The organism is Pseudomonas mohnii, assembly GCF_900105115.1.
GTDB lineage: Bacteria > Pseudomonadota > Gammaproteobacteria > Pseudomonadales > Pseudomonadaceae > Aquipseudomonas > Aquipseudomonas mohnii.
In genome coordinates this window covers 4,660,887-4,686,142 of the sequence record NZ_FNRV01000001.1, presented here as the reverse complement: position 1 = coordinate 4,686,142, position 25,256 = coordinate 4,660,887, and the positions used below count along the sequence as shown (strand labels likewise).

The following is a 25,256-nucleotide window of genomic DNA, read 5'->3' as shown; positions in this document are numbered from 1 at the left end:
TTTGAATTTCTTCCCTAAAACCTCGAAACACTGCGCATCGCATCCACCAGATACCTCATCGCAATCCGGTCGCTTTCCGACAATTCGCGATAGCGCTCCACCAGTTTCATCTCTTCGGAATTGAGCCGGCGCCTTCGCCGCCCGCTGCCCAGGCACGGAAAGATTCCCAGCAGTTCGGTGATGCCTTGTACTTTCGACATGGACGATGTCCTTCTCTACGTCAAAGAAAACTTCAGAAACCGCATCGCCCTACCCTTTTCAGCAGCCTTCTCGTGCCGACTGAATCGCACCGGTCCGAAGGGCATAAACCGGTCATGCCCACAGAATAGAAATAATCCGGACGCTGAAAAGCGGTTTTTAGAGTAATTAGTCGAAAAAAGCAGAAATGCCCTATAAATCAGACGCCACTGTCGGAAATGTTTCCCGACATGTCTTGTTTCATTGCCGCGCTAGCGTCGTGCCATCAATCAATTTTGCTCCGCCATCGAACGGTTTAAGCTATTCGGCATCTGTTTAAAGTCCCTTGTGTTTGGCCGAAGGCATGTCCGAACCCTTATTTCTGATCCAGCACGTGCCAGGAACGGCGCGGGATTGTTCACGACAGGTTGTATTTATGCACCGCAGGAATTTGCTCAAAGCCTCCATGGCCATCGCTGCCTACACCGGTTTGTCCGCCACCGGCCTGCTTGCCGCCCGCGCTTGGGCCGCCACCGGGGCTGCCGATGGGGAAGCCCAGGCCTTCGATTTCGAGTCGCTGAAAGTGCAGGCCAAACAACTGGCCAGCAATCGCTATCAGGACACCAAGCAAGTGCTGCCACCGACCCTGGCGACCATGACCCCGCAGAACTTCAACGCGATCCGCTACGACGGCAATCATTCGCTGTGGAATGAATTGAACGGTCAGCTGGATGTGCAGTTTTTCCACGTCGGCATGGGTTTCAAGCAGCCGGTGCGCATGTACAGCGTCGATCCCAAGACCCGCATGGCCCGTGAAGTGCATTTCCGCCCGTCGCTGTTCAACTACGAGAACACCACGGTCGATACCAAGCAATTGACCGGCGACCTGGGTTTCTCCGGCTTCAAGCTGTTCAAGGCACCGGAGCTGGACAAACATGACGTGGTGTCGTTCCTGGGCGCCAGTTACTTCCGCGCGGTGGACGCCACGGGCCAGTACGGCTTGTCGGCCCGCGGCCTGGCGATCGATACCTACGCCAAAAAGCGTGAAGAATTCCCCGACTTCACCAAGTTCTGGTTCGAGACGCCGGACAAGGACAGCACCCGCTTCGTGGTCTATGCCCTGCTCGACTCGCCGAGCGCCACCGGCGCCTACCGCTTTGATATCGATTGCCAGGCCGAGCGCGTGGTGATGGAAGTCGATGCCAACGTCAATGCACGGACCGCCATCGAACAACTGGGCATTGCACCGATGACCAGCATGTTCAGCTGCGGCACCCACGAACGCCGCATGTGCGACACCATTCACCCGCAGATCCACGACTCCGATCGCCTGGCGATGTGGCGCGGCAACGGCGAGTGGATCTGCCGCCCGTTGAACAACCCGGCCACGCTGCAATTCAACGCCTTCGCCGACAAGGACCCGAAGGGTTTCGGCCTGGTGCAGACCGATCACGAGTTCGCCAGTTATCAGGACACCGTCGACTGGTACAGCCGCCGGCCGAGCCTGTGGGTCGAACCGACCACCGCGTGGGGTGAAGGCTCCATCGATCTGCTGGAAATTCCTACGACCGGTGAGACGCTCGACAACATCGTTGCGTTCTGGACCCCGAAAAAACCGGTGGCGCCCGGTGATTCGCTGAACTACGGCTACAAGCTCTACTGGAGCGCCCTGCCGCCGGTGGGCACACCACTGGCGCGGGTCAACGCAACGCGTTCGGGCATGGGTGGTTTCACCGAGGGCTGGGCACCGGGCGAGCATTACCCGCAAGTCTGGGCCCGACGCTTCGCGGTGGACTTCACCGGTGGCGGCCTGGACCGCTTGCCGGAAGGCGCGGGCATCGAGCCGGTGGTGACCTGCTCGAATGGCCAGGTCAAGGACTTCAACGTGCTGGTGCTCGATGACATCAAGGGCTACCGCATCACGTTCGACTGGTACCCGACCAACGACAGCGTGGAGCCCGTGGAACTGCGCCTGTTCATTCGCACCCATGACCGCACGTTGAGTGAAACCTGGTTATACCAGTACTTCCCGCCAGCGCCGGACAAGCGCAAATACACCTGATAACGGGTTGCGCCCTCTCACCATTCGGTTTTCCGAACGCGACCTGCCGGTCAGTTCGGTTAACCGGACTATTCAGCACTGCAAAACGCGTCAAATAAATTTAATCTCCTTATAAATCAATGATTTGATTGATTCGTCCTGGTCTGGCATGAGTCATGCTCTACACTTCTTCGACGAATGCCTGCGGTGCCAACACTTCAGCAACTCAGGCATCCGCAGCACAAAAAGGGCCGATCAACTGGCTCCATAAAAAAAACAATGTCGAGGAAAATTTGATGCGCATCGTTCCCCACATCCTGGGCGCAGCCATTGCTGCCGCTCTGATCAGCACGCCAGTTTTCGCCGCCGAACTCACCGGCACCCTGAAGAAGATCAAAGAGTCCGGTGTCATCACCCTCGGGCATCGCGACGCTTCCATTCCGTTTTCCTACATTGCGGACGCTTCCGGCAAACCGGTTGGCTACTCCCACGATATTCAACTGAAAGTCGTCGAAGCCATCAAAAAAGACCTGGACCTGCCTAACCTGCAAGTCAAATACAACCTGGTCACTTCGCAAACCCGTATCCCGCTGGTACAGAACGGCACCGTGGACCTGGAGTGCGGTTCCACCACCAACAACGTCGAGCGTCAGCAGCAAGTTGACTTCTCCGTTGGCATCTTCGAAATCGGTACTCGCCTGCTGTCCAAGAAAGGCTCGGCGTACAAGGACTTCGATGACCTCAAAGGCAAGAACGTCGTGACCACCGCCGGTACCACGTCCGAGCGCATCCTCAAGTCGATGAACGCCGACAAGCAAATGGGCATGAACGTCATCTCCGCCAAAGACCACGGCGAATCCTTCCAGATGCTGGAATCGGGCCGGGCCGTCGCGTTCATGATGGACGACGCGCTGCTGGCCGGTGAGGCCGCCAAGGCCAAGAAGGCGGACGACTGGGCCGTGACCGGCACTCCACAGTCCTACGAGATCTACGGCTGCATGGTGCGCAAGGGCGACGAGCCGTTCAAGAAGGCCGTGGATGACGCCATCAAGGCCACCTACGCTTCGGGCGAGATCAACAAGATCTACGACAAATGGTTCATGCAGCCAATCCCGCCTAAAGGCCTGAACCTGAACTTCCCGATGAGCGACGAGCTCAAGGCCCTGATCGCCCATCCGACCGACAAAGCGGCTGACGACAAGAAATCCTGATTTCTGACTAACCTTATCTCCTGAGAGGGCCTCGGCCCTTTCGGGAGGTTGTCATTCCCTGCTGGCATTTTTGGAAACACTCGAACCGGTGGCTGTCGAGCCGATCGTGTGTGCCTGATCGAACTGACCTGAGTGTCACCCGATCGGGCGGGAACGGAGCTTTCCCCAGGCGGGTACTTGTACATCGATCGAATCCGAGGGGAGACCCTAATGAATTACAACTGGGACTGGGGCGTGTTCTTCAAGTCCACCGGCGTGGGCAGCGAGACCTATCTCGACTGGTACATCACCGGTTTGGGCTGGACCATTGCCATCGCCATCGTGGCCTGGATCATCGCCCTGACACTGGGCTCGATCCTGGGTGTCATGCGTACCGTGCCGAATCGCATCGTATCGGGCATCGCCACCTGCTACGTCGAGATCTTCCGTAACGTGCCGCTGCTGGTTCAGCTGTTCATCTGGTACTTCCTGGTGCCCGACCTGCTGCCGCAGAACCTGCAAGACTGGTACAAGCAGGACCTGAACCCGACGACCTCGGCCTTCCTCAGCGTCGTTGTCTGCCTGGGCCTGTTCACCACCGCTCGCGTCTGCGAACAAGTGCGTACCGGCATCCAGGCCCTGCCCAAAGGCCAGGAATCCGCGGCTCGCGCCATGGGTTTCAAGCTGCCACAGATCTACTGGAACGTGCTGCTGCCGCAGGCTTACCGGATCATCATTCCGCCGCTCACCTCGGAATTCCTGAACGTCTTCAAGAACACCTCCGTGGCCTCGTTGATCGGCCTGATGGAGCTGCTGGCGCAGACCAAACAGACCGCCGAATTCTCCGCCAACCTGTTCGAAGCCTTCACCCTGGCAACGCTCATTTACTTCACGCTGAACATGAGCCTGATGTTGCTGATGCGTCTGGTCGAGAAGAAAGTCGCCGTACCGGGCCTGATCTCCGTGGGGGGTAAATAATGGAACTCGACTTCTCGGGCATCATCCCGTCCCTGCCGGGCTTGTGGAACGGCATGCTCATGACCCTGCAACTGATGGCGCTGGGCGTCGTCGGCGGGATCATCCTCGGCACCATCCTGGCGCTGTGCCGTCTGTCCCACAGCAAATTGCTGTCGAACCTGGCCGGTGCCTACGTCAACTACTTCCGTTCGATTCCGCTGCTGCTGGTGATCACCTGGTTCTACCTGGCGGTGCCGTTCGTGCTGCGCTGGATCACCGGCGAAGACACCCCGATCGGCGCGTTCGCCTCGTGCATCGTGGCCTTCATGATGTTCGAAGCGGCGTACTTCTGCGAAATCGTCCGGGCCGGCGTGCAGTCGATTCCCAAGGGCCAGATGGGCGCTGCCCAGGCGTTGGGCATGACCTATGGCCAGATGATGCGCCTGATCATCCTGCCGCAGGCGTTCCGCAAGATGACCCCGCTGTTACTGCAGCAGAGCATCATCCTGTTCCAGGACACGTCGCTGGTGTACGCGGTGGGCCTGGTGGACTTCCTCAATGCCTCGCGCGCCAGTGGCGACATCATTGGCCGTTCCAATGAGTTCCTGATCTTCGCAGGTCTCGTGTACTTCATCATCAGCTTTGCCGCCTCGCAGCTGGTCAAGCGTCTGCAAAAAAGGTTTGCCGTATGATCTCTATCAAGAATGTCAACAAGTGGTATGGCGACTTCCAGGTACTGACTGACTGCAGCACCGAGGTCAAAAAAGGTGAAGTGATCGTGGTATGCGGGCCGTCCGGCTCGGGCAAATCGACCCTGATCAAATGTGTCAACGCCCTGGAACCGTTCCAGAAAGGTGACATCGTGGTCGATGGCACGTCCATAGCCGACCCGAAGACCAACCTGCCGAAACTGCGTTCCCGCGTGGGCATGGTGTTCCAGCATTTCGAGCTGTTCCCGCACCTGACCATCACCGAAAACCTGACCATTGCGCAGATCAAGGTATTGGGTCGCAGCAAGGAAGAAGCCACCAAGAAAGGCCTGCAACTGCTTGAGCGCGTCGGTCTCTCGGCCCACGCCCACAAGCATCCGGGCCAGTTGTCCGGTGGTCAGCAGCAGCGCGTGGCGATTGCCCGGGCACTGGCGATGGACCCGATCGTCATGCTGTTCGACGAGCCGACCTCGGCGCTGGACCCGGAAATGGTCAACGAAGTGCTCGACGTGATGGTGCAACTGGCCCACGAAGGCATGACCATGATGTGCGTGACCCACGAAATGGGTTTCGCCCGCAAGGTCGCTGACCGGGTGATCTTCATGGACGCCGGCAAGATCATCGAAGACTGCAAGAAAGAAGAGTTCTTCGGCGACATCAGCCACCGTGCCGAGCGTACGCAGCACTTCCTGAACAAGATTCTGCAGCACTAAAGCCCACGCTCGCCCCTCCCTGTGGGAGCGAGCCTGCTCGCGATGAGTTCAAAGACACCGCGTACATTCAGAATGAACGCGCCATCGTTGACGACCCTCGCGAGCAGGATCGCTCCTGCAAGGATCAGGCAAGCGCTGGTTGACCCAAGGCATCTGTGATGAAATGCGACCCCACCCCCTATCGCGCCCCGCCGCCATCACTCGCCGTGAAACCCCGTCTGATTCGTCATTTGTTCCTGCCGCCACTGATCATCGCGCTGATGATCGGATTGGGCTACGTCGGCTTCTGGATCAGTGAGCACTACGGCATTCGCAGCCTGGGCGAGAACGGCCAGCGTCAGCTGGAGTTGCATGCCCGCGCCGTCGAGAGCGAAATCAGCAAATACACCTACCTGCCCAGCCTGCTGGAACTCGAATCCAGTGTCTCGCAGTTGCTGGCCGACCCGACCCCGGAACACCGGCAAACGGTCAATGATTACCTTGAAGGCCTGAACCGGCGCAGCCGCAGTCGGGCCATCTATGTGATGGACACCACCGGTCGCGTCCTGGCCACCAGCAACTGGCGCGATGTCGACAGTTACCTGGGCGAAGACCTGTCCTTCCGCGCCTATTTCCAGAATGCCGTACGCGGCCAGCCAGGGCGGTTCTACGGCATCGGCAGCACCAACGGCGAACCCGGTTACTACCTGGCCCATGGTCTGGAAGAACACGGCAAGATCATTGGCGTCGCCGTGGTCAAGGTTCGCCTCGAAGCCATGGAAGAACGCTGGCAACGGGCGCGCCTGGAAGCCTTCGTCAGCGACGAGAACGGCATCATCATCCTGTCCAGCGACCCGGCGCGACGGCTCAAATCCGTGGTGCCGCTGAGCGACGAGACCAAGGAAAAACTGGCCCGCAGCCTGCAGTACTACTGGTTCCCGTTGAACGAACTGCAGCCCCTGGCTCGGGAAACCCTGTCCGAAGGCGTGGAAAAACTGACCTTCCCCGCCAACAGCGAGCTGGACTCCGATGAAGAAAACATCAGCTATCTGGCGCAAACCCGGCCGTTAAGCGATACCCCATGGAATTTCACCTTGCTCACGCCGCTGCAGGATTTGCGCCGCGAAGCGATCAATCAGGGCATTCTGGTGGCGGTGGCCTTCGCCCTCGTGGCGTTCCTGCTGATCGCCTGGAATGAGCGCCGCAAGGTGATTTCCACACGCCTCGCCGCCCGCGAAGCCTTGCAGGAAGCCAACAGTCAACTGGAGCGTCGGATTACCGAACGCACCGTCGACCTGCGTGCCAGCAACGAACGACTCAAGGGGCAGATCCGCGAACGGCGTCACGCCGAAGAGACCTTGCGCCGCGCCCAGGATGAACTGGTGCAGGCCGGGAAGCTCGCCGCCATCGGCCAGATGTCCACCAGCATCGCCCACGAATTGAACCAACCGCTGGCGGCACTGCGCACCCTGTCCGGCAACACCGTACGCTTTCTGGAGCGCGGTCAGCTGGATGTGGCCAGCACCAACCTCAAGACCATCAATGAACTGATCGACCGCATGGGGCGGATCACCGCGAGCCTGCGCGCCTTCGCCCGACGCGGTGACGACAAGGGCCAGGCGTGCCTCGGCAAAGCCGTGGAGGCCGCCTTGCAGTTGCTCGGCAGTCGCGTGGAAAACGCCCATCTGCAACTGCACCGCCATTTCGACGATGTACAACTGCAGATCGACCAGACCCGCCTTGAACAGATCCTGGTCAACCTGATCGGCAACGCCCTCGATGCCATGCAGGCGCAACCGCAACCCGAGTTGTGGCTCGAGGGTGAAGTGTTCGAAGGCAAGTATCGACTGCGCGTCAGGGACAACGGCCATGGCATCGACGCCGAAGCGCGCAAGCACTTGTTCGAACCCTTCTTCACCACCAAACCCGGCGAACAGGGCCTGGGCCTGGGCCTGACCCTTTCCGCAAGCCTGGCTGCCGCCACCGGCGGCCACCTGGGCGTCGAACACCCCGCCAGCGGTGGTACCGCTTTCGTCCTCAGTTTACCGTTGGTAAGCCCCACTCCTGCCGAGCCAATATGAACAACGACCTTAGTGTGCTGATCGTCGAAGACGACCCCCATGTGCTGCTCGGCTGCCAGCAGGCGCTGAACCTGGAAGACATTCCCTGTATCGGTGTAGGCAGCGCCGAAGAAGCCCTGGAACGGGTCGGCGACAACTTTGCCGGCATCGTCATCAGCGACATTCGCCTGCCGGGCATCGATGGCCTGGAACTGTTGAACCGGCTCAAGGCCCGCGACCGCAGCCTGCCGGTGGTGCTGATCACCGGTCACGGCGATATCTCGATGGCTGTCGGCGCGATGCAGAAAGGCGCCTACGACTTCATGGAAAAACCCTTTTCCCCGGAGCGCCTGGTGGACGTGGCCCGCCGCGCCCTGGAACAACGCAGCCTGGCGCGGGAGGTCACGTCGTTGCGCCGGCAACTGGCCGAACGCGATTCCCTCGAAGGCCGGATCATCGGTCGCTCGCCGGCCATGCAGAATCTGCGCGAGTTGATCGCCAACGTCGCCGACACCTCGGCCAACGTGCTGATCGAAGGCGAAACCGGCACCGGCAAGGAACTGGTTGCCCGTTGCCTGCATGATTTCAGCCGCCGACACAGCAAACAGTTCGTCGCCCTGAACTGCGGCGGCCTGCCGGAAAACCTGTTCGAAAGTGAAATCTTCGGCCACGAAGCCAACGCCTTCACCGGCGCGGGCAAGCGGCGCATCGGCAAGATCGAGCACGCCGACGGCGGCACGCTGTTCCTCGACGAAGTGGAAAGCATGCCCCTGCCCTTGCAGATCAAACTGCTGCGGGTGTTGCAGGAGCGCACCCTCGAACGGCTCGGTTCGAACCAGAGCGTGGCGGTCGATTGCCGGGTGATCGCCGCGACCAAGTCGGACCTCGTCGAGTCGAGCAAGGCCGGCGAATTCCGCAGCGACCTGTATTACCGCCTCAACGTGGTCACCCTGGAACTGCCACCGCTGCGCGAACGTCGCGAAGACATCCTGCAATTGTTCGAGCATTTCCTTCAGCAGTCGTCCCTGCGCTTTGACCGTACCGCGCCGGAACTGGATAACCAGACCTTGTCGAACCTGATGAGCCACGACTGGCCGGGCAACGTGCGCGAACTGCGCAACGTCGCCGAACGCTTTGCCCTGGGTCTGCCTGCCTTCAAGAAACCCGGCGCCAGCGCCGGCAATCAGGGCCTGGCCTTTGCCGAAGCGGTGGAAGCCTTCGAACGCAACCTGCTCAGCGATGCCTTGCAACGCAGCGGCGGCAACCTGACCCAGGCCAGCCAGGAACTGGGCATGGCCAAGACCACCTTGTTCGATAAAGTGAAGAAGTACGGGTTGAGCCACTGATGGACTTGATACTCAAGGCGACCCTGGGCGCGGCGGTGGTGGTCATCCTCGCTGCGCTGGCCAAGACCAGAAACTATTACATCGCCGGTCTGGTGCCGCTGTTTCCCACTTTTGCCCTGATCGCCCATTACATCGTCGGCAAGGGCCGTTCTGTGGAAGACCTGAAGACCACCATCCTGTTTGGCATGTGGTCGATCATTCCGTATTTCGTCTACCTGGCCACGCTCTACGTGATGGTGGACCGGATGCGCCTGGAAGCTTCGCTGGCGGTGGCGGCAGTGGCCTGGTTGATGGCTGCGACCGTGCTTGTCTCGGTCTGGGTTCGCCTGCACACCTGACACCCCGCTTGTGGGCTTGGCCCATCCCTTGCATTTACCCTCAAAAGCCCTCTCGGCCGGCCTTCAGGCTGGATGAACCTGCGGGGGCGACCGCCAAAGGGTAAATCCTGACTGTGAACATCGTTATTGCAAACCGAAAGGCGCCACACCCATGACCTTCACCGTGATCGTGCTGGTGGCGTGTTCCATTGTGATGGACGTCATTGGCCAGCTCTGCTTCAAGCTCGGCCTGGATCGATTGCCGGAGCTCGAAGGCGGGTTTCGCCTGAATGCGTTCTGGGGCCAGGTGTTCAACGCGCCGCTGCTGTGGTGCGGGATCGGCGCCTTTGTGGTCGAGTTTCTGGTCTGGCTCGAAGCCCTGTCCCGGGCACCGCTGAGCCTGCTGTTTCCGGCGGCGGCGCTGGCCTACTGCGGCGTGGTGCTGGCGAGCAAAGTGATCCTCGGTGAAACCGTCAGTCGCCGTCGCTGGGCGGGTACGCTGGTGATCTCGGCGGGCGTGATGCTCGTGTGTGTCGCTCATGGATGAGGGTCAATCGATGATCGACAGCAAGACGGGCTGGCTGCACGAACGGCTCGGCACCCTCGTTCTCTGGGCCTTGCTGATCGGCTTCGAAAGCGCTGGCCAGATCGCCAGCAAAGTCGGCGGCGATCAACTCGGGCAGATGGACTTCACCCTGCACTGGCTGTTGGCCGTGGCCGACAATCCCGGGGTGTGGGTGGCGATCGCCTGCTACATCGGCGCGTTCTTCGTCTGGATGCTGATCCTGCGACGCAGCAGCCTGTCCCTGGCGTTCCCCCTCAGTTCACTGGTGTTTGTCGGGGTATTGCTGGGGTCATGGCTGGGGCTGGGAGAGCAGATCAGCGTGCTGCACTGGGTGGGGGTGGCGGTGATCATGGGCGGGGTCGCGTTGCTGGCCGAGGGTGAGCAAACCTGAAGCTACCGCGACGTTTGTGGCGAGGGCGCTGACTCCCTCGCCACACCCTCTCATTTGAACGTGTAGGCAATCGCCACCTGCGCTTCACCCTGGTTGGTATCGCCAACGGCTTTGACAATGCTGCTGTCCGCCGCCGAACCCGTCAGGTGGATCCAGCTCGCGCTGGTCAGCAGCGACCAATGGGGCGCCAACGGGAACTCGAAACTCTGGGTCAGCGCCACGTTCTGCAACCCGCCGCCGGCGTTGTAGCGACGAATCCCCGAGGCCTGTGACTCGTCACTGCTGACGCCGAAGTAGGTCTGGGTTTGTCGGGCATCGGCGAAATGCGCCGTCAGGTTCGTGCTGCCGATCACCCCGCCACCCAGCGGATAACCCACCTCGCTACCGACCCTTCCCAGCACCCCACCCTGCCCGCTGCCGCCGCCCACTGCCTGGCCGACCGAGACAAACACCCGCCAGAAATCGGCCGGTGCGTACTGCACGAACCCGCCCACCTCGGCCATATCCGGCACATCGCGCAAGCCGCGCAATGACCCGTTCGCGGTTCGGCCCGGCAGGTAGTTCGCAAAAGGCCCGGTGCTGAAGCCGTTGGCCTTGAAGGCACTCCAGGTCAGCCCGTCGTCAGTGCTGAGACTGACATCGCCCCAGTCCAGATCGAGGTACGGCACGGGTCGGGTTTCGTATCGACTGCCGGTCGGATCATGGGGTTCATAGCTCAGGCCCAGCCCGGCTTCGCCGGTGAGGCCATCGGCGTTGGCGTTGATGGAAAGACAGGTCAGCGCGGTAAAGAGCGCAACGGTAATCCTCGACATGAGGCAATTCCTTGAACGGGACATGCGCGCATCAATCGCCGATTTGCCCCCGTCAGGCAAGCACTCATGTTGTTTGTAGCGACCTACAAAAATTGTAGCTTCATCAACGCAAACACAGGCCAGAACCCCAGCCCTGCTGGGCTTGACGTGATTGGCACAGTCCCTGCTCTACCCCGTTGGCAAGCGCAAACAGCGCGAAACGCTCAATAGGTACAACAGATGATTGACTGGCATATCGTGTGTGATTTCGACGGGACCATCACCCGCACCGACGTGATCGACAGCATCCTCCAACGCTTCGCCGACCCCAGCTGGGAAACGATCGAAGAGGAATGGCTGGCAGGCGACATCGGTTCCCGTGAATGCCTCAGTCGCCAGCTCGCACTGGTCAAGGCCACCCCGACCGAACTGCTCGGGTTCTTCGACGGCATCGATATCGACCCGGACTTCCCTGACTTCGTCGACCACGTCATCGGCCTCGGCGCGTCCCTTGAAGTGGTCAGCGACGGCATCGAACAAGGCATCGCGCGCATCCTGGCGCGCCACTACGTCAGCCTCCTGCCGATCCTTGCCAACCGCTTGCGTCAGGTCGATCACGACAGCTGGCGCATCGACTTCCCGTACGCCAACGATGCCTGCCGCGCCGCCGCCGGCAACTGCAAATGCAAATCCACGCCCAAGGCCAAACGCGTGCTGGTGATCGGTGACGGCCAGTCCGACATGTGCGTGGCCGCCACCGCCGATTTCGTGTTCGCCAAGGATCGCCTGGCCGAGCACTGCGAGCGCAACGGCATTGCCTTTGCGCGCTTCGACAGCTTCGCCGAACTGCCGGCCCTGTTGGCGCTGCTACGCCATACCAACGTTGGGGCAAACGCCGCCAACGCCACCTCTTTCAACGCAGAAACACAGGAACTTTTCCACCATGTCTGATATTCGAATCGCTACCGCCGAAGACCAAATCCTGCTGGAAAAGGAAGCCAAATACTGCTCCTACGGCGACACCGTTCACTACATCGAGCCGCCGCGCATTTTCAGTCGCTGCGAAGGCTCGTATGTCTGGGACACCAGTGACCAGGCTTATCTCGACCTGCAAATGTGGTACTCGGCGGTCAACTTCGGTTACGCCAACCCGCGCCTGAACAACGCGCTGAAACAGCAGATCGACACCCTGCCGCAGATCGCCAGCCAATACCTGCACAAAGGCAAGATCGAGCTCTCGGAAATGATCGCCGTGGACGCGAAGAAGAAGTTCGGCCTCGACGGTCGCGTGCACTTCAACGTCGGCGGCTCGCAGTCCATCGAGGACTCGCTGAAAGTCGTGCGCAACGCCACCAACGGCAAGAGCCTGATGTTCGCCTTCGAAGGCGGTTATCACGGCCGTACCCTCGGCGCCTCGTCGATCACCTCCAGCTACCGCTATCGCCGCCGTTACGGCCACTTCGGCGAGCGCGCCAATTTCATCCCGTTCCCGTACCACTTCCGTGGCCCCAAGGGCATGACCAAGGAAGAGTACGGCAGCCACTGCGTGCAGCAATTCGCCCGCTTGTTCGAGACCGAATACAACGGCGTCTGGGACCCGAAAGTCGGCCAGAGCGAGTACGCCGCGTTCTACGTCGAGCCGATCCAGGGCACCGGCGGCTATGTGATCCCGCCGATGAACTTCTACAGCGAACTCAAGCACGTGCTTGACCAGCACGGCATTTTGATGGTGGTCGACGAAATCCAGATGGGCTTCTACCGTACCGGCAAGTTGTGGTCGATCGAGCACTTCGACGTCAAACCGGACGTGATCGTCTTCGGCAAGGCCTTGACCAACGGTCTCAATCCGCTGGGCGGCATCTGGGCCAGGGAAGAGTTGATCAACCCTAAAGTCTTCCCGCCGGGCTCCACCCACTCGACCTTTGCCTCCAACCCCCTGGGCACGGCGGTGGGTCTGGAAATGTTCAAGATGACCAGCGAAGTCGACTACGGCGCGATGGTCATGAACAAGGGCAAGTACTTCCTCGAAGGCCTGAAAGACTTGCAGAAACGCTACCCGATCATCGGCGACGTCGATGGCCTGGGCTTGGCCCTGCGCTGCGAAATCTGTGGCCCGGACGGCTTCACGCCGGACAAGGCGACCCTAGATTTCATGGTCGAAGAAGGCATGAAGGGCGACATCGAAATCGACGGCAAACGCCTGGGCCTGATCCTCGACGTCGGCGGTTACTACAAAAACGTGATCACCCTGGCCCCATCGCTGGAAATCAGCTACCCGGAAATCGACCTCGGCATCGCCCTGCTCGATCGCCTGCTGCACCGAGCGATGAAACGATGAACGCGACGGTTTCACCGGATGCGATTGACATGGGCGAAGGCCGCGCCGGGTTTGTCCTCGGCAGCGGCGAGGTCGCGGTGTTGTTGATCCACGGCCTCACCGGCACCCCGACGGAACTGCGTCGGGTGGCCATGGGCCTGGCGAAAGCCGGGCACACGGTCTATGTGCCGACCCTGGCCGGCCACTGCGGGGGCAACGCCGACCTGCAAGCCACCGGCTGGCGTGACTGGTATGAAAGCGCCCGCAACACCTTCGTCGGTATACGGCGCAAGCATGAGCGCGTGTTCGTCGGCGGCTTGTCGATGGGCGCGGTACTGTCGATGTACCTGGCCGCCGAACACCCCGGGCAAATCGAAGGCTTGATGCTGTACTCCACCACCCTGCGCTACGACGGCTGGAGCATCAACAAACTGGCGTTCCTCACGCCGCTGCTGATGAGAATCCCGTTCGGCGTGCACCTGTGCAGCTTCGAAGAAAAACCGCCCTATGGCATCAAGAATGAACGCCTGCGAGCGATCGTCGAGCGCCAGATGAAAGAAGGCGAAAGCAGCCAGGCCGGTTTGCTGACCATGGAAGGCGTGACCGTGCGCGAACTGCACCGACTCAACGCCGTGGTGAAAAAGCGCATGCCGTCGATCACCACACCCACGTTGGTTCTGCACTCCCTGGAGGACGACATCACCAGCCGCTGGAACGCCGACTATGTCGAACGCAAGCTCGGCGGGCCGGTGGTCAAGGTCATGCTGGACGACTGCTATCACATGATCACCGTCGACCTGCAATACCACCGGGTGATTGAACTGAGCGTCGACTTCATCCAGCGGCGCTTCATCCAGCAAATCTCCGAGCCACAGCCCCTGCCACAGGACCATCGGCAACTGGCCTGACCCCCCTGGCGACCCCGGCAGCAGACGGGTCGCCACAGACGGGGCAATGTCGGCTACTGTATTGCACCAGGACTCACGATTTATCCCGCCAAGGCTTTCGACAAGCGAAACCCGATGACCAGACACCGCCCCTCCAACGCCCGCCCCTTTGCCCTCTCCGGCTGGAGCCTGCAACGCAAACTGGTGCTGGCCTTCTGGCTGGTCAGCGTGATCCCGACCATGATCGCCGCCGAACTCGCGGCCACTACCCTGTCGCAGATTTTCGACAGCAACGTACGGATCTGGCTGCAGGAATCGACCAAGATCGTCGAAGACGAAATCGGCGAAATCCTGCGTGACAATGCCCGGGCCGCACAGCTGTTCCTGCGTTACAGGCGCCCACCCATCGATCAACTGTCGGGCCAGAACGACAAGTTGACCGCCGACATCGCCGACGCCATCGGCATCGACGTGGTGGCGCTGGTGCGCAACAGCGATCACAAAGTGCTGTTCAGCACCGCCTCCGACGACATCGTCCGGCAGATCAGCCTCGCCCCCAAGGCCGTTCTGCAAACCCTGCAAGTCGGCGGTATCGCCACCGGCACGGTGGTCTCGACCTTCGAGACAGAGCAGGCCGGCGTCGAGTACAAATTGCTGGTGGCCACTTACCTGGACAGAAATTTCCTCACCAGCGTGGCCGAGGTGCATTCCCTGGACCTGCGGTTGTACCTGGCCAAGGCCAATGACTTCGCGGAAGTGTTCTCCTCCCAGCGCTTCGAAGATCACCCGTCGGCCGTACCGGAAAAAATCGAACAGATCCTGCGCGCCACCCGGGAACCGACCGAGCAGTTCACCAATCGCTACAGCGGCATCTACCGCCCGATCTTCAATGAAGAAGGTGAGCTGCAAGGCGTGATTTTCAGCGGCCTGCTACGCCACAGCAGCCTGTTGGGACTGGTCAATCAAAGCAACCTGTTCATCCTGATTTTCCTGCTCAGCTCGGCGGCGTCCCTGACGGTCGGCTGGCTGGTCTCGCAGCGCCTGACCAAACCCTTGCGCGGGCTCTCCAACGGCGTTCAAGCCGTGATCGCCGGGGACTACCGCCAACGCTTGCCGGTGACCGGCGGTGACGAACTGGCGGAACTGAGCAGCACCTTCAACCACATGAGTGAGCGCCTCGGCGAGTTGCAGCATCTCGAATCGCAGCTGCGTCGCCGCGATCGCTTGCATGCCCTGGGCGAAGTCGCGATGGGCCTGGCCCATGAAATCCGCAATCCACTGGGCATCATCAAAACCGCCACGCAACTGCTACATCGGCGCGCCGACCTGCCCGAAAGCGACAAGCGGCATCTGGAATACGTGGTCAGCGAAGTCAGCCGGATCAATGACCTGATCACCGACTTCCTCGATTTTGCCAAGCCCAGCGCACCGATGCGTTCGACCCAATCGGCGCGACCGCTGGTGGATGAACTGGCCGGGTTCTGCGCGCCGGAACTGGCCAGCCACCACATCGACGTGCGCATCGACGATCAGGCCCCCGGCGCCACGGTTTACGCCGACGCGCGGCAATTGAAGCAGGCCGGCCTGAACCTGATCGTCAACGCCATCGACGCCATGCCCGACGGCGGACACCTGACGCTGGGCATCAGCCGCGATGGCCCCTACACCGTGATCAGCATCAGCGACACTGGCGAGGGCATCGAACCGGACATGCTCGAACGCATCTTCACACCGTTCGTCACCACCAAGGCCTCTGGCACCGGGCTGGGTCTGGCGAAGGTCTTCTCGATCATGGAAAGTCATGACGGACGCATCGAATGCGCCAGCGAAAAACAGGCCGGGGCCACGTTCAGCCTGTACATTCCGGCCAATGGTGCCGACTTCGACGAGGGCAGCGATGACACATAACGTACTGGTGGTCGATGACGAGCCCAAGCTCTGCGACCTGCTCGCCTCGGCGTTGAGCCAGAACGGCATCAGCGTCTTCACTGCCGGCAACGGCCTGCACGCGCTCAAGGTGCTGGAGGTCGAAGACATCGACCTGGTCATCAGCGACTGGCGCATGCCCGGCATGGACGGCCCTCAATTGCTGGCGGAAATCAAAAGCCGTTTCCCGCAACTGCCGGTGATCGTTATGACCGCCTACAGCACGGTGAAAAACGCCGTGCAGTCGATGCGCAACGGCGCCTTCGACTACATCGCCAAACCGTTCGACATCGATGAACTGGACATCACCGTCAGCAAGGCCCTGCAATTTCGCGACATTCTCAAAGACAACCAGCGCATGCGCGCCGAACTCGATGAACACCAGCAGATCGACAGCCTGATCGGCGACAGCCCGAGCTTTCGCCGGGTGCTGCAGGCGATCGATTCAGTGCGCGAAAGCAACGCGACGATCCTGCTGACCGGGGAAAGCGGCACCGGCAAGGAAATGGTCGCCCGGGCGATCCACAAGCACGGCAATCGCGCCGACAAACCCTTCGTTGCGGTGAACTGCGCGGCCATCCCCGAAGGCTTGCTGGAAAGCGAAATGTTCGGCCACCGCAAAGGGGCCTTCACCGGCGCCGTGACCGACCGGATCGGACGGTTCCAGCAGGCCGACAAGGGCACGCTGTTTCTCGATGAAATCGGCGAGATGCCTTTGGCGTTGCAGGCGAAAATCCTTCGGGCCTTGCAAGAGCGGGTGATCGAACCGGTGGGCGATCCCCGCGAGCGCAAGGTCGATGTGCGGGTCATCGCCGCCACCAATAAAAACCTGCTGGAAGCGGTGGCCAACAAGGAGTTTCGCGAAGACCTCTACTATCGGCTCAACGTGTTCCCGATTCCCCTGCCGGCCCTGCGCGAACGCGTCGAAGACATCGCCCCGCTGGCCCGGCATTTCGCCCATTCGCTGGGCGCTGCCGCCGGCAAGCGCATCACCGGTTTCAGCCCGCAAGCGTTACAGGCCATGGCCCATTATTCATGGCCGGGGAATATCCGCGAACTGCAAAACTGTGTGGAGCGCGCCACCATCGTCGCCTCGGGGGCGGTGATTGAAGACGATGATCTGCCGGCGTACCTGTTTGCTTCGTCGCCGGCCGGCAGCGGCGCCATTCTCAACGAGGGCGCCAGCGTGCCGCCGGATCTGGACGCCGCGTTGGCGGAAGTCGAAAAGGCCTACATTCTGGCGGCGCTGGCACAGAGCAACGGCGTACAGGCCGCCGCCGCGCAGTTGATCGGAATCTCCGAGCGCAGCTTCTGGTACAGGCTGAAAAAACTCGGGATTCATGTGGACAAGATCGTGCGCTGAACCAGGACACACACCGCCCTCTGTGGGGGCGAGCTCGCTCGCGATAGCGGTAGACCGGTCAAGCATGAAGTTGAGGCCGATGCCCCCTTCGCGAGCAGGCTCGCTCCCACAGGGGAATTTCAGTGAGCGAAGGTTTCGTGCACGACCGCCATCAACGGTGGGAGCTGGCCTGCCAGCGATGGCGGACTATCAGACACATCCATGGTGAATGTGCCGCCGCCATCGCGGGCAGGCTCGCTCCTACAGTGTCCGTGTATGCCACAGGATCAGCTGACGGTTCCGCCCTTCGCTTCACTCATGATCTGCCGGATCGCCCCGACGAAGGTTTCCACCGGTTGCCCGCCCGTGACCGCGTACTGGCCGTTGAAAACCACCGTCGGTACCGAGTTCACCCCGCGTGACAGCCATCGCTGTTCCTCTTCGCGAACCGCGTTGGCGAATTCATCCGACGCCAGAATCGCCTCGGCCCGTTGCCGGTCCAGGCCGACGCTTTGCGCAATCTGCGCCAATTGAACGGGGTCGGACGGGTTACCGCCATCGCTGAAATACGCCTTGAACAAGGCCTCTTTCAGCGGCAACTGCAAGCCTTCCAGAGCCGCCCAATGCAGCAGGCGGTGCGCATCGAAGGTGTTGTAGATCCGGCTGTTGGCGTCCGTGCGAAAGGCAAACCCGAGCTCGGCACCGCGCGCGCGGATCATCTCGCGATTTTTCTGCGACTGCTCGGGTGTCGAACCGTACTTCTCGGTGATGTGCTCGGTGATGTTCTGCCCTTCGGGGCCCATCTTCGGGTTCAGTTCGAACGGCTGGAAACTGATCTCGGCCCGGACCTCGTCGCGCAGGATCTCCAGGGCGCGGGTCAGGCCGTACAGACCGACGACGCACCATGGGCAGGACACGTCGCTGACGAAATCGATTTTCAAGGGGCTGCTCATCACACACCTCGCTGGCGGGAAACACGTCGTAAAGCTCGAACGATACACCTGAAGCCCACGCTGCAGGAGCCGGCTTGCCGCCATTGCTGGCAGGCCAGCGCCTTCAGAGAGATCGGGGGGGAATTACAGGAGATTGTGTTCGGCCACCGGCTCGATCTGCGCCCAATGCGAGGTGTCTTCGCGATGAGCCCGCAAGTACGGCAACACCGCCGCCAGCAACGGCGCCTTGAACGCCTCCTGGAAACGATGGGCCAGCCCCGGTATCAAGATCAACTCACTGCCACGCAAATGCGCGGCCAGGTGCACGCCATGCATCACCGGCAACAACGGATCGGCCGTGCCATGCACCACCAGCGCCGGAACGCGTAACTGGTTGAGCAACGCCACCCGACTCGGCTCAGCGAGAATGGCCATGATCTGGCGTTTCACCCCTTCGGGATTGAATGCCCGGTCATAAGACACGGCTGCCTGATGCAACAGGGCCTGGCGATCATCCGTCACCATCGGGCTGCCCAGGGCCGCCAGCAAGTCGGCCTGTTGCTCCAGGGCGACTTCCCGATTGGGCGCGCCACGGCGCGCGAGCAACTGCACCAACGCCGCACTCGGCGCCGGCAAGCCTTCGGCCCCGGAGCTGGTCATGATCAGGGTCAGGCTCTCGACCCGCTGCGGCGCCATGGCGGCCATGTGCTGGGCGATCATGCCGCCCATGCTGGCGCCCAGCACGTGGAATTGCTCGATGTGCAAGGCATCCATCAGCCCCAGGCCATCCTCGGCCATGTCGGTCAGCGAGTACGGCGACGACACCGGCAATCCGAGTTTGTAGCGCAGCACTTCGAAGGTCAGGTTGGCCTCGACCGGCGGTTGCCGCCAGGTGGACAGGCCGACATCGCGATTGTCATAACGGATCACCCGGAAGCCCTGCTGGCACAGCGCGACCACCACCTCGTCCGGCCAGTGAATCAACTGCCCGCCCAGGCCCATCACCAGCAGCAACGCCGGATCGGAGGCGCGGCCGATGCTCTGGTAGGCCAGGCTCACCTGCGCCAGGTCTGCCCGTTCGGTCGGGACATTGACATCGCAACGAGACGCCGCCCATGACGGCAGGCCCAACAACGCGGCCATAAAAAAGACTGTTGATAAAAACAAAGGACGCATGAAGAAACACCGAAACGCAGAACCCCAGTAGAGCGCGAGTCTGATGAAGTTTGTTCAAGCGCGCTGCCACAGTTCGATGACAGTTTGATGAAGAGTGCCGGGCGGTCATCAGGGCACGTTCAGCGCCACACAATAACTATGTACCGCCATGCCGCTTTCCGACCGACCTCTAATGGCTCCGATTTTTCACCCATCGGAGTTTTTCTTCATGTTCGAATCAACGAACGCACCGCTGGCCGACTTCGGCCTCGTCCCCCCCTTGGCCCAAGGCACGGACGACAACCTGCACCTGAGCGCCTCGGTACGCTGGAACGACTGCCGCGAACAGTGGCTGGCCCTCATGGCGCAGAACCCGCAAGCCCCCCTGACCGCGAACTGGTGGCAGGCACGCGCACGCGGCACCGACCTTTCACGCAAGGCACAGGCCATTCGCTTGTATCGCCAGCATTTCGAAGCATCGTGCCAGTTGGCATTTGCCCAGGGCACCTTGAATGCCGAGCAGCTCAACGTGCTGCTGGACCTCGTCGCCCCGGCAGTGCAAACGACCTCCCCCGAGATCCTGGTTTACGTCGAGACCCTGTCGCTCAGGGGCGACAGCGGTCTGACTGACGAACTTCGAGGTGCCCTGGCCATTACCCGCAATACCGATCAACCGGTCACCCAGTTGCTGTATCTGCCGTCTCGGCAAGTGCCCTGGATGATCTTTGAAAATCGCAACAGTCTGGAACGCTGGTTAATCCAGCAGCAACCTGACCCCGAGACCCGCCACGTCACGGTCGATTACACCGTATTGGACACCCCGCAGCTGACGAAAAGTGCTGAGTCCTTGTTGGCGCGACTGGCCACGGCGCCTGCCGAGCGGCAACACAACGACCGTGTCTTTGCCTCGCCCCCCGACCTGCCCATGCCGGAGGCAAACCACGATATCGCCCCGTTCGGGCAACTGAGCCCCGATATTCCCATTGACCTTCGCCACAACGCCGTAGTGCAACAGCAAACGGCACTGCAGAACCTGCTGGGGCTGGACTTTGCAGGCACCGCCGACGACCCGCGCATGCAGCGGCTGCAACAGCAATTCGACGCCCTGCGCGCCGCCCAACAGGCCAGCAGCGAGGCCGCAAATGCCCTGTTAAGCGCCGACAATGCGCCGCAACTGCTGGAACTGCGCCACTCGTCGCCCTCCCACTACAAGGCCCTATACCAAGCGCGCCTGAACGGCCTGCGTGCCGAAGCCGACCTGCAATTGAGCCTGGATCAGATCAGCAGCGATGAACATCAGTGGCTCACGGTCGTGCTCGACGCACCCGAAAAACCCAGACCGGCCGACGTGGTGGTCGCCCGACTGGTGTTGACCGCGACTGACAGCGAAGGTGACACCCTGCGCACGCAGACCCAGGAACTCGACGGTGTGCTGCTGTTTGCCCGGCCATCGGCATTGCTGCCGTCCGCCAGCGACAGCGTGCTGCTCTACTGGCCCGGACATTTCGGCGGCCTGCAGCGGTTCGCCTCTTGCCAGGCACTGGAGCAGAAGATGTTCAGGCAGCCGGCCAACGACGACACGCAAGCGTTGCAGCTTTTGCCGCTGACGGGTAACCCGTTCGAGTACGCCCTGCAAATCCAGCTTCACAGCTGTGAACAGCATGCGACGCGGCTGATGACCGCCCACTCCGCGCCCTCCCATGCCGACCAACGCACGGCGGAACTGGAAAACCTGCGAGAACAGACCCTCGCCCGCCTGACCGTCCCCGCCAGCAGCGCGCGTGAGCTGGCCTTTGCGCACATCCTTGAGCAAAACCGCAGCGCGCTGCTGGCCACTCGGCTGCCGTCGCCCCTCCGCGCGCTGACCGAGGCCGAACGCGAACGTCTCAAGGCGCTGTTCACCGCCTACATCGCGGCGATGAAGCGCTCCCAGAAACTGCTGGAACGGGAACTGCCAATGCGCGACTCATTCAGCAAAAAAGCCATCGACGCCCGCCTGCGCAAAGACTTCTCCCTCACGAAAAACGTTGAGGTGTTGCTGGACCTCCCCGACACCACCACATGGCGCAAGGTGCCGATTGAAGGCCCGGCGCCGGGAACACCGCAAAAGAATGTACTGACCGCCAGCCTGCAGCGCAGCAAGTTGTCCCTCGCCGAACTGGCGCAAAGCAATATCGATCAGGCGATGTGGTTGCGCGTGTCGTTGATGCGGGTCGAGATCAGCGGCGCTGACGAGGGGCAACGGCAGAAGCTGAGAACCGGCATCACCCAGGCCTACCTGCGCAAACTGGTCACCGAGCTGGATCTGGCCGGAAAATATGAAACCTTGATCCGCCAGACCTTCCTGGGAACCCCGACTGCCTCGGCCTTCAGCAATGAATATCGGCGTGAATGCCTGAGCGAGCCGTGGCGCCTGATGCTTGAGTTGCAAGGCGAGTTCGCCGTGCTCGCCAAGGACATCGATGCCGCCGGCCTGAAGGTGCTGCGAATCGCCATCGACGCCAACAGCCGTGAAGCCTTCTCCGTCGACGGCAAACGCATCGAGTTATTACCCGCGCACCTGACCGTTGGCGGCAAGGACACGCCCGGCGAGGGACCGAGCACCCTGGCCGGGGTGACTTTCATCGTCGAGCAGGTCAGCGGCCTGACATTGCTCTATCGGCCTGACGGCCCCGATGGGGTCTTTGTCCGCCAGTTCGACAGCCTCGAACAGGCGCGGATGTTCCTGTTTAACCAATGCCTGCATAGCACCATGGTCACCTACCTGGCCGGTCGCGCGTTGACCGGGGAATTTGCCTCGCACGTCAGCCGGATCAACCAGGCCCGGGTGAAAAACTTCGATGCCCTGATCGGCGTCGGCACCGCCTGGCCCGCCAGCACATCCCTGGCAGCGCATCTGCTCAATGTGCACATGGGCCGTTTGCTGGAGGCGCATCGGTCGACATCGCGCTCCAACGATGCCTTGTATCTGGAGCACGTCGCGCTGCGCTCCGGGGCCATGTTCAACTACCTGAAAATGGCGCTGGGCGTGGTGCCTTTCGTCGGTACCGCCATCGCCCTCTACGACGCCTGGAACAGCGCCAACCTGGCGGTGGCGGCTTTCCTGCGCGGTGATGTCGGCCATGGCCTGGCCGAGGTGGAAGCCGTGCTGCTGTCGTTGATCGACGCGGCCATGGACGTGCTGCCCGTTGCTGGCGCCACTTCCAGCGCCGCGCGTGCCGCCACTCGCGGGCGACAATTGCGCGCCCTGACGAAACAGCCTGGCGCCTTGCAGGTCTCGACCCCGCAGCACGTGCGACACACCCTCAAGCGTTTCGCAGGTTATGAGTACGGACAGGAGATTTCCCTTGCCGGCCTGCAACCGGGCACCGAAGGGATTTATCGCAACGTTTATCGCCACGCCGATGGCGACTTCATGATCAGCCAGGGGCGTATCTATCGCATCGAATTGACGGACAACCCACCGCAATGGCGCTTGAGCGCAACCAACACCCGAACCTACAAACAACCCATCGCCCTGGATGAAGCCGGCAACTGGAACACCCACTACGCGGTCTACGGCACCGTAACGGCAGGCGGCGGTGCCGGTGGCGGCGCGGTGCTCGGTCACATGGCTGACGGTCTCGACCCGCTCTGGCCCGCCGCCATTCGCCGCTGGTTGCCACGCTGGTGGGCCGACCGGGCGTTGCGACGCCAATTGACCCTGACCAACACCGCCGATGCCTACTCCCGGCGACTCGGGACCCAGACCGACAGCTCCAACGCCGTGCTGGAACATTACTTCAGCGTTGATCAGGAGCAGCGCCCACCGCTTCGAGCCAATGCCGACACTATTTGCGTGAACGACATCGAGCTGGCGCAGGCCCAGTATCTGAACCTTGAAGAACTGATGCTGATCAGCCACGGCCGAAGACGCTTGCTGGTCGAAGATGCTCAAAGCCGCTGCGCCTGGGTAATCGTCGATCGATTGGTGCGGCGAATCGCTTTGGCCAAGGAGCGCCTGCTGGAACACCTCAACCGTATCGATCAGCTGATTGCCCGATCGGAGGCCACACCGCTCAACGATACCGCCGCACACATTCAACTGATGGCGCAACGCAAGGAGGTACGAAAAGACTTTCTCAAAAACTTTGACCGGCTTCACGAGCAGGTGGCAGAAGCCAATCGATGGAACGGCCGGATCACCAATCGCGTGCAAAAATCAAAGATGGCCCCGGAGATGGCCACGGTTAACGAAAAATTCAGCGATGCCAACTACTACTACCTGAAAACGGCGAATGAGCTGGAGATCATCACTCACTACAACGCCGTCACCGATCAGTCCTGGGCCTACTTTCACGTGCAGTTGAAACAGGCCCGCGACAAGGTCGGGCGAGCGCTGCTGACCCAACATCAATTGCCTGAAGTACGGGCCACGTTTACCCAGCGCAACAAGGTGCTCGAAGATTGCCTGGCGACCTATGCCGAATTTCGTCGCAACCTCGGGGCCTGGTCCCTGGGTTATCCGCAGCACCTGGATCTGGAGCAGGTCACCGCGTTTCTCGACAATCTGGCAAACGTCGAAGCAGCGGCTCTCCATGCCATCAAGACACGCCCCTCCAACAGTGCAAAAGCGGGAAGCGCGGCAAAGCAACTGTTCGAGACTGAAGACAACCAGTTGCTTATCGGCGTCGCCAGCACTGATGCCGCGACCCGCCAACAGCGCTTCACCGTCGAGGGTGCCAATGGTTACAGGGAAACCTGGCTGCCGCGCTCATCCAGCGGCAAATATCACCTCAGTGAGCCAGTGGCAGCTGCGCCAACGGAACTTGTGACCGATATCACGCCGTTGCTGGTGGAGGCCAGGAAACGACTCGGCACGGTGGACGCCTACAAAGGCAAAGTCGAAGGCTACGCCCGCCAGGACATGTTGCCGGTCGATCTGGAGCACATGATGACCAATGAAGCCGCGGAACTGAACATGCGCGCCCAGGCCATCGAACGGCTGTCGCCCACGGAGACGGTGGCACTGCAACTGCGCAATCGCGCGAATGAATTGTCCCGTGCCGGGCGCACGCTGCGAATCGACCAGACCCTGAACAGCAAGACCCCGACCGAGGGCTATCTGGACTATCTGCTTGAACAACGCGTGGTGGACATTCGCAAGGAAGGCGGCCTGCGCGATCTGGGCAAGCGCACGGACGGGCGCAGGGATTTCCTCCAGGAGTACGAGGTTCGCGATGTGCGCGGCGAGTCACCCCAGACGTTGTGGTACGCACATTTCCACTACACCTCGGCAAAACCTGCGTTCAACGATTTCGTCAAAGGTCATTTGAAACTGCCGGAGCAACGCAACCTGGGCCTGCAATGGCAACAGGCCCAGGCTGGCAGTGGGGCAAACGTGCAAGCGATCTGGCGCGGCGACATCGGCAAACCGCTGGGGATCAAACACTTCGCCGAACTCTAAACACCGTAAACCTC

General features: G+C 61.2%; 20 protein-coding genes. 16 read left to right on the top strand and 4 right to left on the bottom strand.

The window, feature by feature from the left end:
• Positions 1-14: 14 nt before the first annotated feature.
• Positions 15-200, bottom strand: a complete 186-nt coding sequence (locus tag BLV61_RS21735) for a hypothetical protein (RefSeq protein ID WP_047538299.1) — start codon at positions 198-200, stop codon at positions 15-17.
• A 413-nt stretch (positions 201-613) separates the two neighbouring features.
• Between BLV61_RS21735 and BLV61_RS21730 the strand changes: the two genes are divergently transcribed.
• The 10 genes from BLV61_RS21730 (at position 614) to BLV61_RS21685 (ending at position 10,446) form a co-directional block, all read left to right on the top strand.
• A complete protein-coding gene (locus BLV61_RS21730; RefSeq protein WP_047538296.1) occupies positions 614-2,239 on the top strand; it encodes a glucan biosynthesis protein D in 1,626 nt (541 codons plus the stop codon).
• A 275-nt stretch (positions 2,240-2,514) separates the two neighbouring features.
• Positions 2,515-3,429 (top strand): glutamate/aspartate ABC transporter substrate-binding protein, encoded by a 915-nt coding sequence (locus tag BLV61_RS21725; protein ID WP_090469946.1) that lies wholly within the window; start codon positions 2,515-2,517, stop codon positions 3,427-3,429.
• Between the two features lie 210 nt (positions 3,430-3,639).
• Positions 3,640-4,386, top strand: coding sequence for an amino acid ABC transporter permease (locus BLV61_RS21720; protein WP_090467387.1), 747 nt, complete (start codon positions 3,640-3,642; stop codon positions 4,384-4,386).
• Positions 4,386-5,057, top strand: coding sequence for an amino acid ABC transporter permease (locus tag BLV61_RS21715; protein ID WP_047538287.1), 672 nt, complete (start codon positions 4,386-4,388; stop codon positions 5,055-5,057). The genes BLV61_RS21720 and BLV61_RS21715 overlap by 1 nt, the downstream gene beginning before the upstream one ends.
• Positions 5,054-5,788, top strand: coding sequence for an amino acid ABC transporter ATP-binding protein (locus BLV61_RS21710; RefSeq protein ID WP_008032183.1), 735 nt, complete (start codon positions 5,054-5,056; stop codon positions 5,786-5,788). The genes BLV61_RS21715 and BLV61_RS21710 overlap by 4 nt, the downstream gene beginning before the upstream one ends.
• A 158-nt stretch (positions 5,789-5,946) precedes the next feature.
• Positions 5,947-7,848, top strand: a complete 1,902-nt coding sequence (gene aauS, locus BLV61_RS21705) for a two-component sensor histidine kinase AauS (protein ID WP_090467384.1) — start codon at positions 5,947-5,949, stop codon at positions 7,846-7,848.
• A complete protein-coding gene (aauR, locus tag BLV61_RS21700) occupies positions 7,845-9,173 on the top strand; it encodes a two-component response regulator AauR (protein ID WP_090467381.1) in 1,329 nt (442 codons plus the stop codon). Before aauS ends, aauR begins: the two co-directional genes overlap by 4 nt.
• 8 nt (positions 9,174-9,181) lie before the next feature.
• Positions 9,182-9,511, top strand: coding sequence for a GlpM family protein (locus BLV61_RS21695; protein WP_208604229.1), 330 nt, complete (start codon positions 9,182-9,184; stop codon positions 9,509-9,511).
• A 151-nt stretch (positions 9,512-9,662) separates the two neighbouring features.
• Positions 9,663-10,037, top strand: coding sequence for a DMT family transporter (locus tag BLV61_RS21690; RefSeq protein ID WP_047538275.1), 375 nt, complete (start codon positions 9,663-9,665; stop codon positions 10,035-10,037).
• Positions 10,038-10,047: 10 nt separating this feature from the next.
• Positions 10,048-10,446: a DMT family transporter gene (locus tag BLV61_RS21685; protein WP_047538272.1), complete on the top strand. Its 399-nt coding sequence runs from the start codon at positions 10,048-10,050 to the stop codon at positions 10,444-10,446.
• A 50-nt stretch (positions 10,447-10,496) separates the two neighbouring features.
• Here the strand turns inward: BLV61_RS21685 and BLV61_RS21680 are convergent, their stop codons facing one another.
• Positions 10,497-11,258, bottom strand: a complete 762-nt coding sequence (locus tag BLV61_RS21680; RefSeq protein WP_090467377.1) for a MipA/OmpV family protein — start codon at positions 11,256-11,258, stop codon at positions 10,497-10,499.
• 219 nt (positions 11,259-11,477) lie between these two features.
• Here BLV61_RS21680 and BLV61_RS21675 point away from each other — a divergent pair, with 219 nt between their 5' ends.
• The 5 genes from BLV61_RS21675 (at position 11,478) to BLV61_RS21655 (ending at position 17,730) form a co-directional block, all read left to right on the top strand.
• Entirely contained in the window at positions 11,478-12,188 is a 711-nt protein-coding gene (locus tag BLV61_RS21675; protein WP_090467374.1) for an HAD-IB family phosphatase, read from the top strand.
• Positions 12,181-13,575, top strand: a complete 1,395-nt coding sequence (locus BLV61_RS21670) for an aspartate aminotransferase family protein (RefSeq protein WP_047538263.1) — start codon at positions 12,181-12,183, stop codon at positions 13,573-13,575. The genes BLV61_RS21675 and BLV61_RS21670 overlap by 8 nt, the downstream gene beginning before the upstream one ends.
• Entirely contained in the window at positions 13,572-14,462 is an 891-nt protein-coding gene (locus BLV61_RS21665) for an alpha/beta hydrolase (protein ID WP_047538260.1), read from the top strand. Before BLV61_RS21670 ends, BLV61_RS21665 begins: the two co-directional genes overlap by 4 nt.
• A gap of 114 nt (positions 14,463-14,576) precedes the next feature.
• Positions 14,577-16,349: a sensor histidine kinase gene (locus BLV61_RS21660; RefSeq protein WP_090467371.1), complete on the top strand. Its 1,773-nt coding sequence runs from the start codon at positions 14,577-14,579 to the stop codon at positions 16,347-16,349.
• Positions 16,339-17,730 carry a sigma-54-dependent transcriptional regulator gene (locus tag BLV61_RS21655; RefSeq protein ID WP_090467369.1) on the top strand — a complete coding sequence of 464 codons (1,392 nt, stop codon included), beginning with the start codon at positions 16,339-16,341 and terminating at the stop codon, positions 17,728-17,730. The genes BLV61_RS21660 and BLV61_RS21655 overlap by 11 nt, the downstream gene beginning before the upstream one ends.
• 266 nt (positions 17,731-17,996) lie before the next feature.
• Here the strand turns inward: BLV61_RS21655 and BLV61_RS21650 are convergent, their stop codons facing one another.
• Together BLV61_RS21650 and BLV61_RS21645 are read right to left on the bottom strand one after the other, a co-directional pair.
• Positions 17,997-18,662 (bottom strand): DsbA family oxidoreductase, encoded by a 666-nt coding sequence (locus BLV61_RS21650; protein WP_090467367.1) that lies wholly within the window; start codon positions 18,660-18,662, stop codon positions 17,997-17,999.
• A gap of 123 nt (positions 18,663-18,785) precedes the next feature.
• A complete protein-coding gene (locus tag BLV61_RS21645) occupies positions 18,786-19,817 on the bottom strand; it encodes an alpha/beta fold hydrolase (RefSeq protein ID WP_090467365.1) in 1,032 nt (343 codons plus the stop codon).
• Positions 19,818-20,025: 208 nt separating this feature from the next.
• On the opposite strand from BLV61_RS21645, the gene BLV61_RS21640 reads away from it, so the two are divergent.
• Positions 20,026-25,242, top strand: a complete 5,217-nt coding sequence (locus tag BLV61_RS21640; RefSeq protein WP_090467363.1) for a dermonecrotic toxin domain-containing protein — start codon at positions 20,026-20,028, stop codon at positions 25,240-25,242.
• The last annotated feature ends 14 nt before the right edge of the window (positions 25,243-25,256 follow it).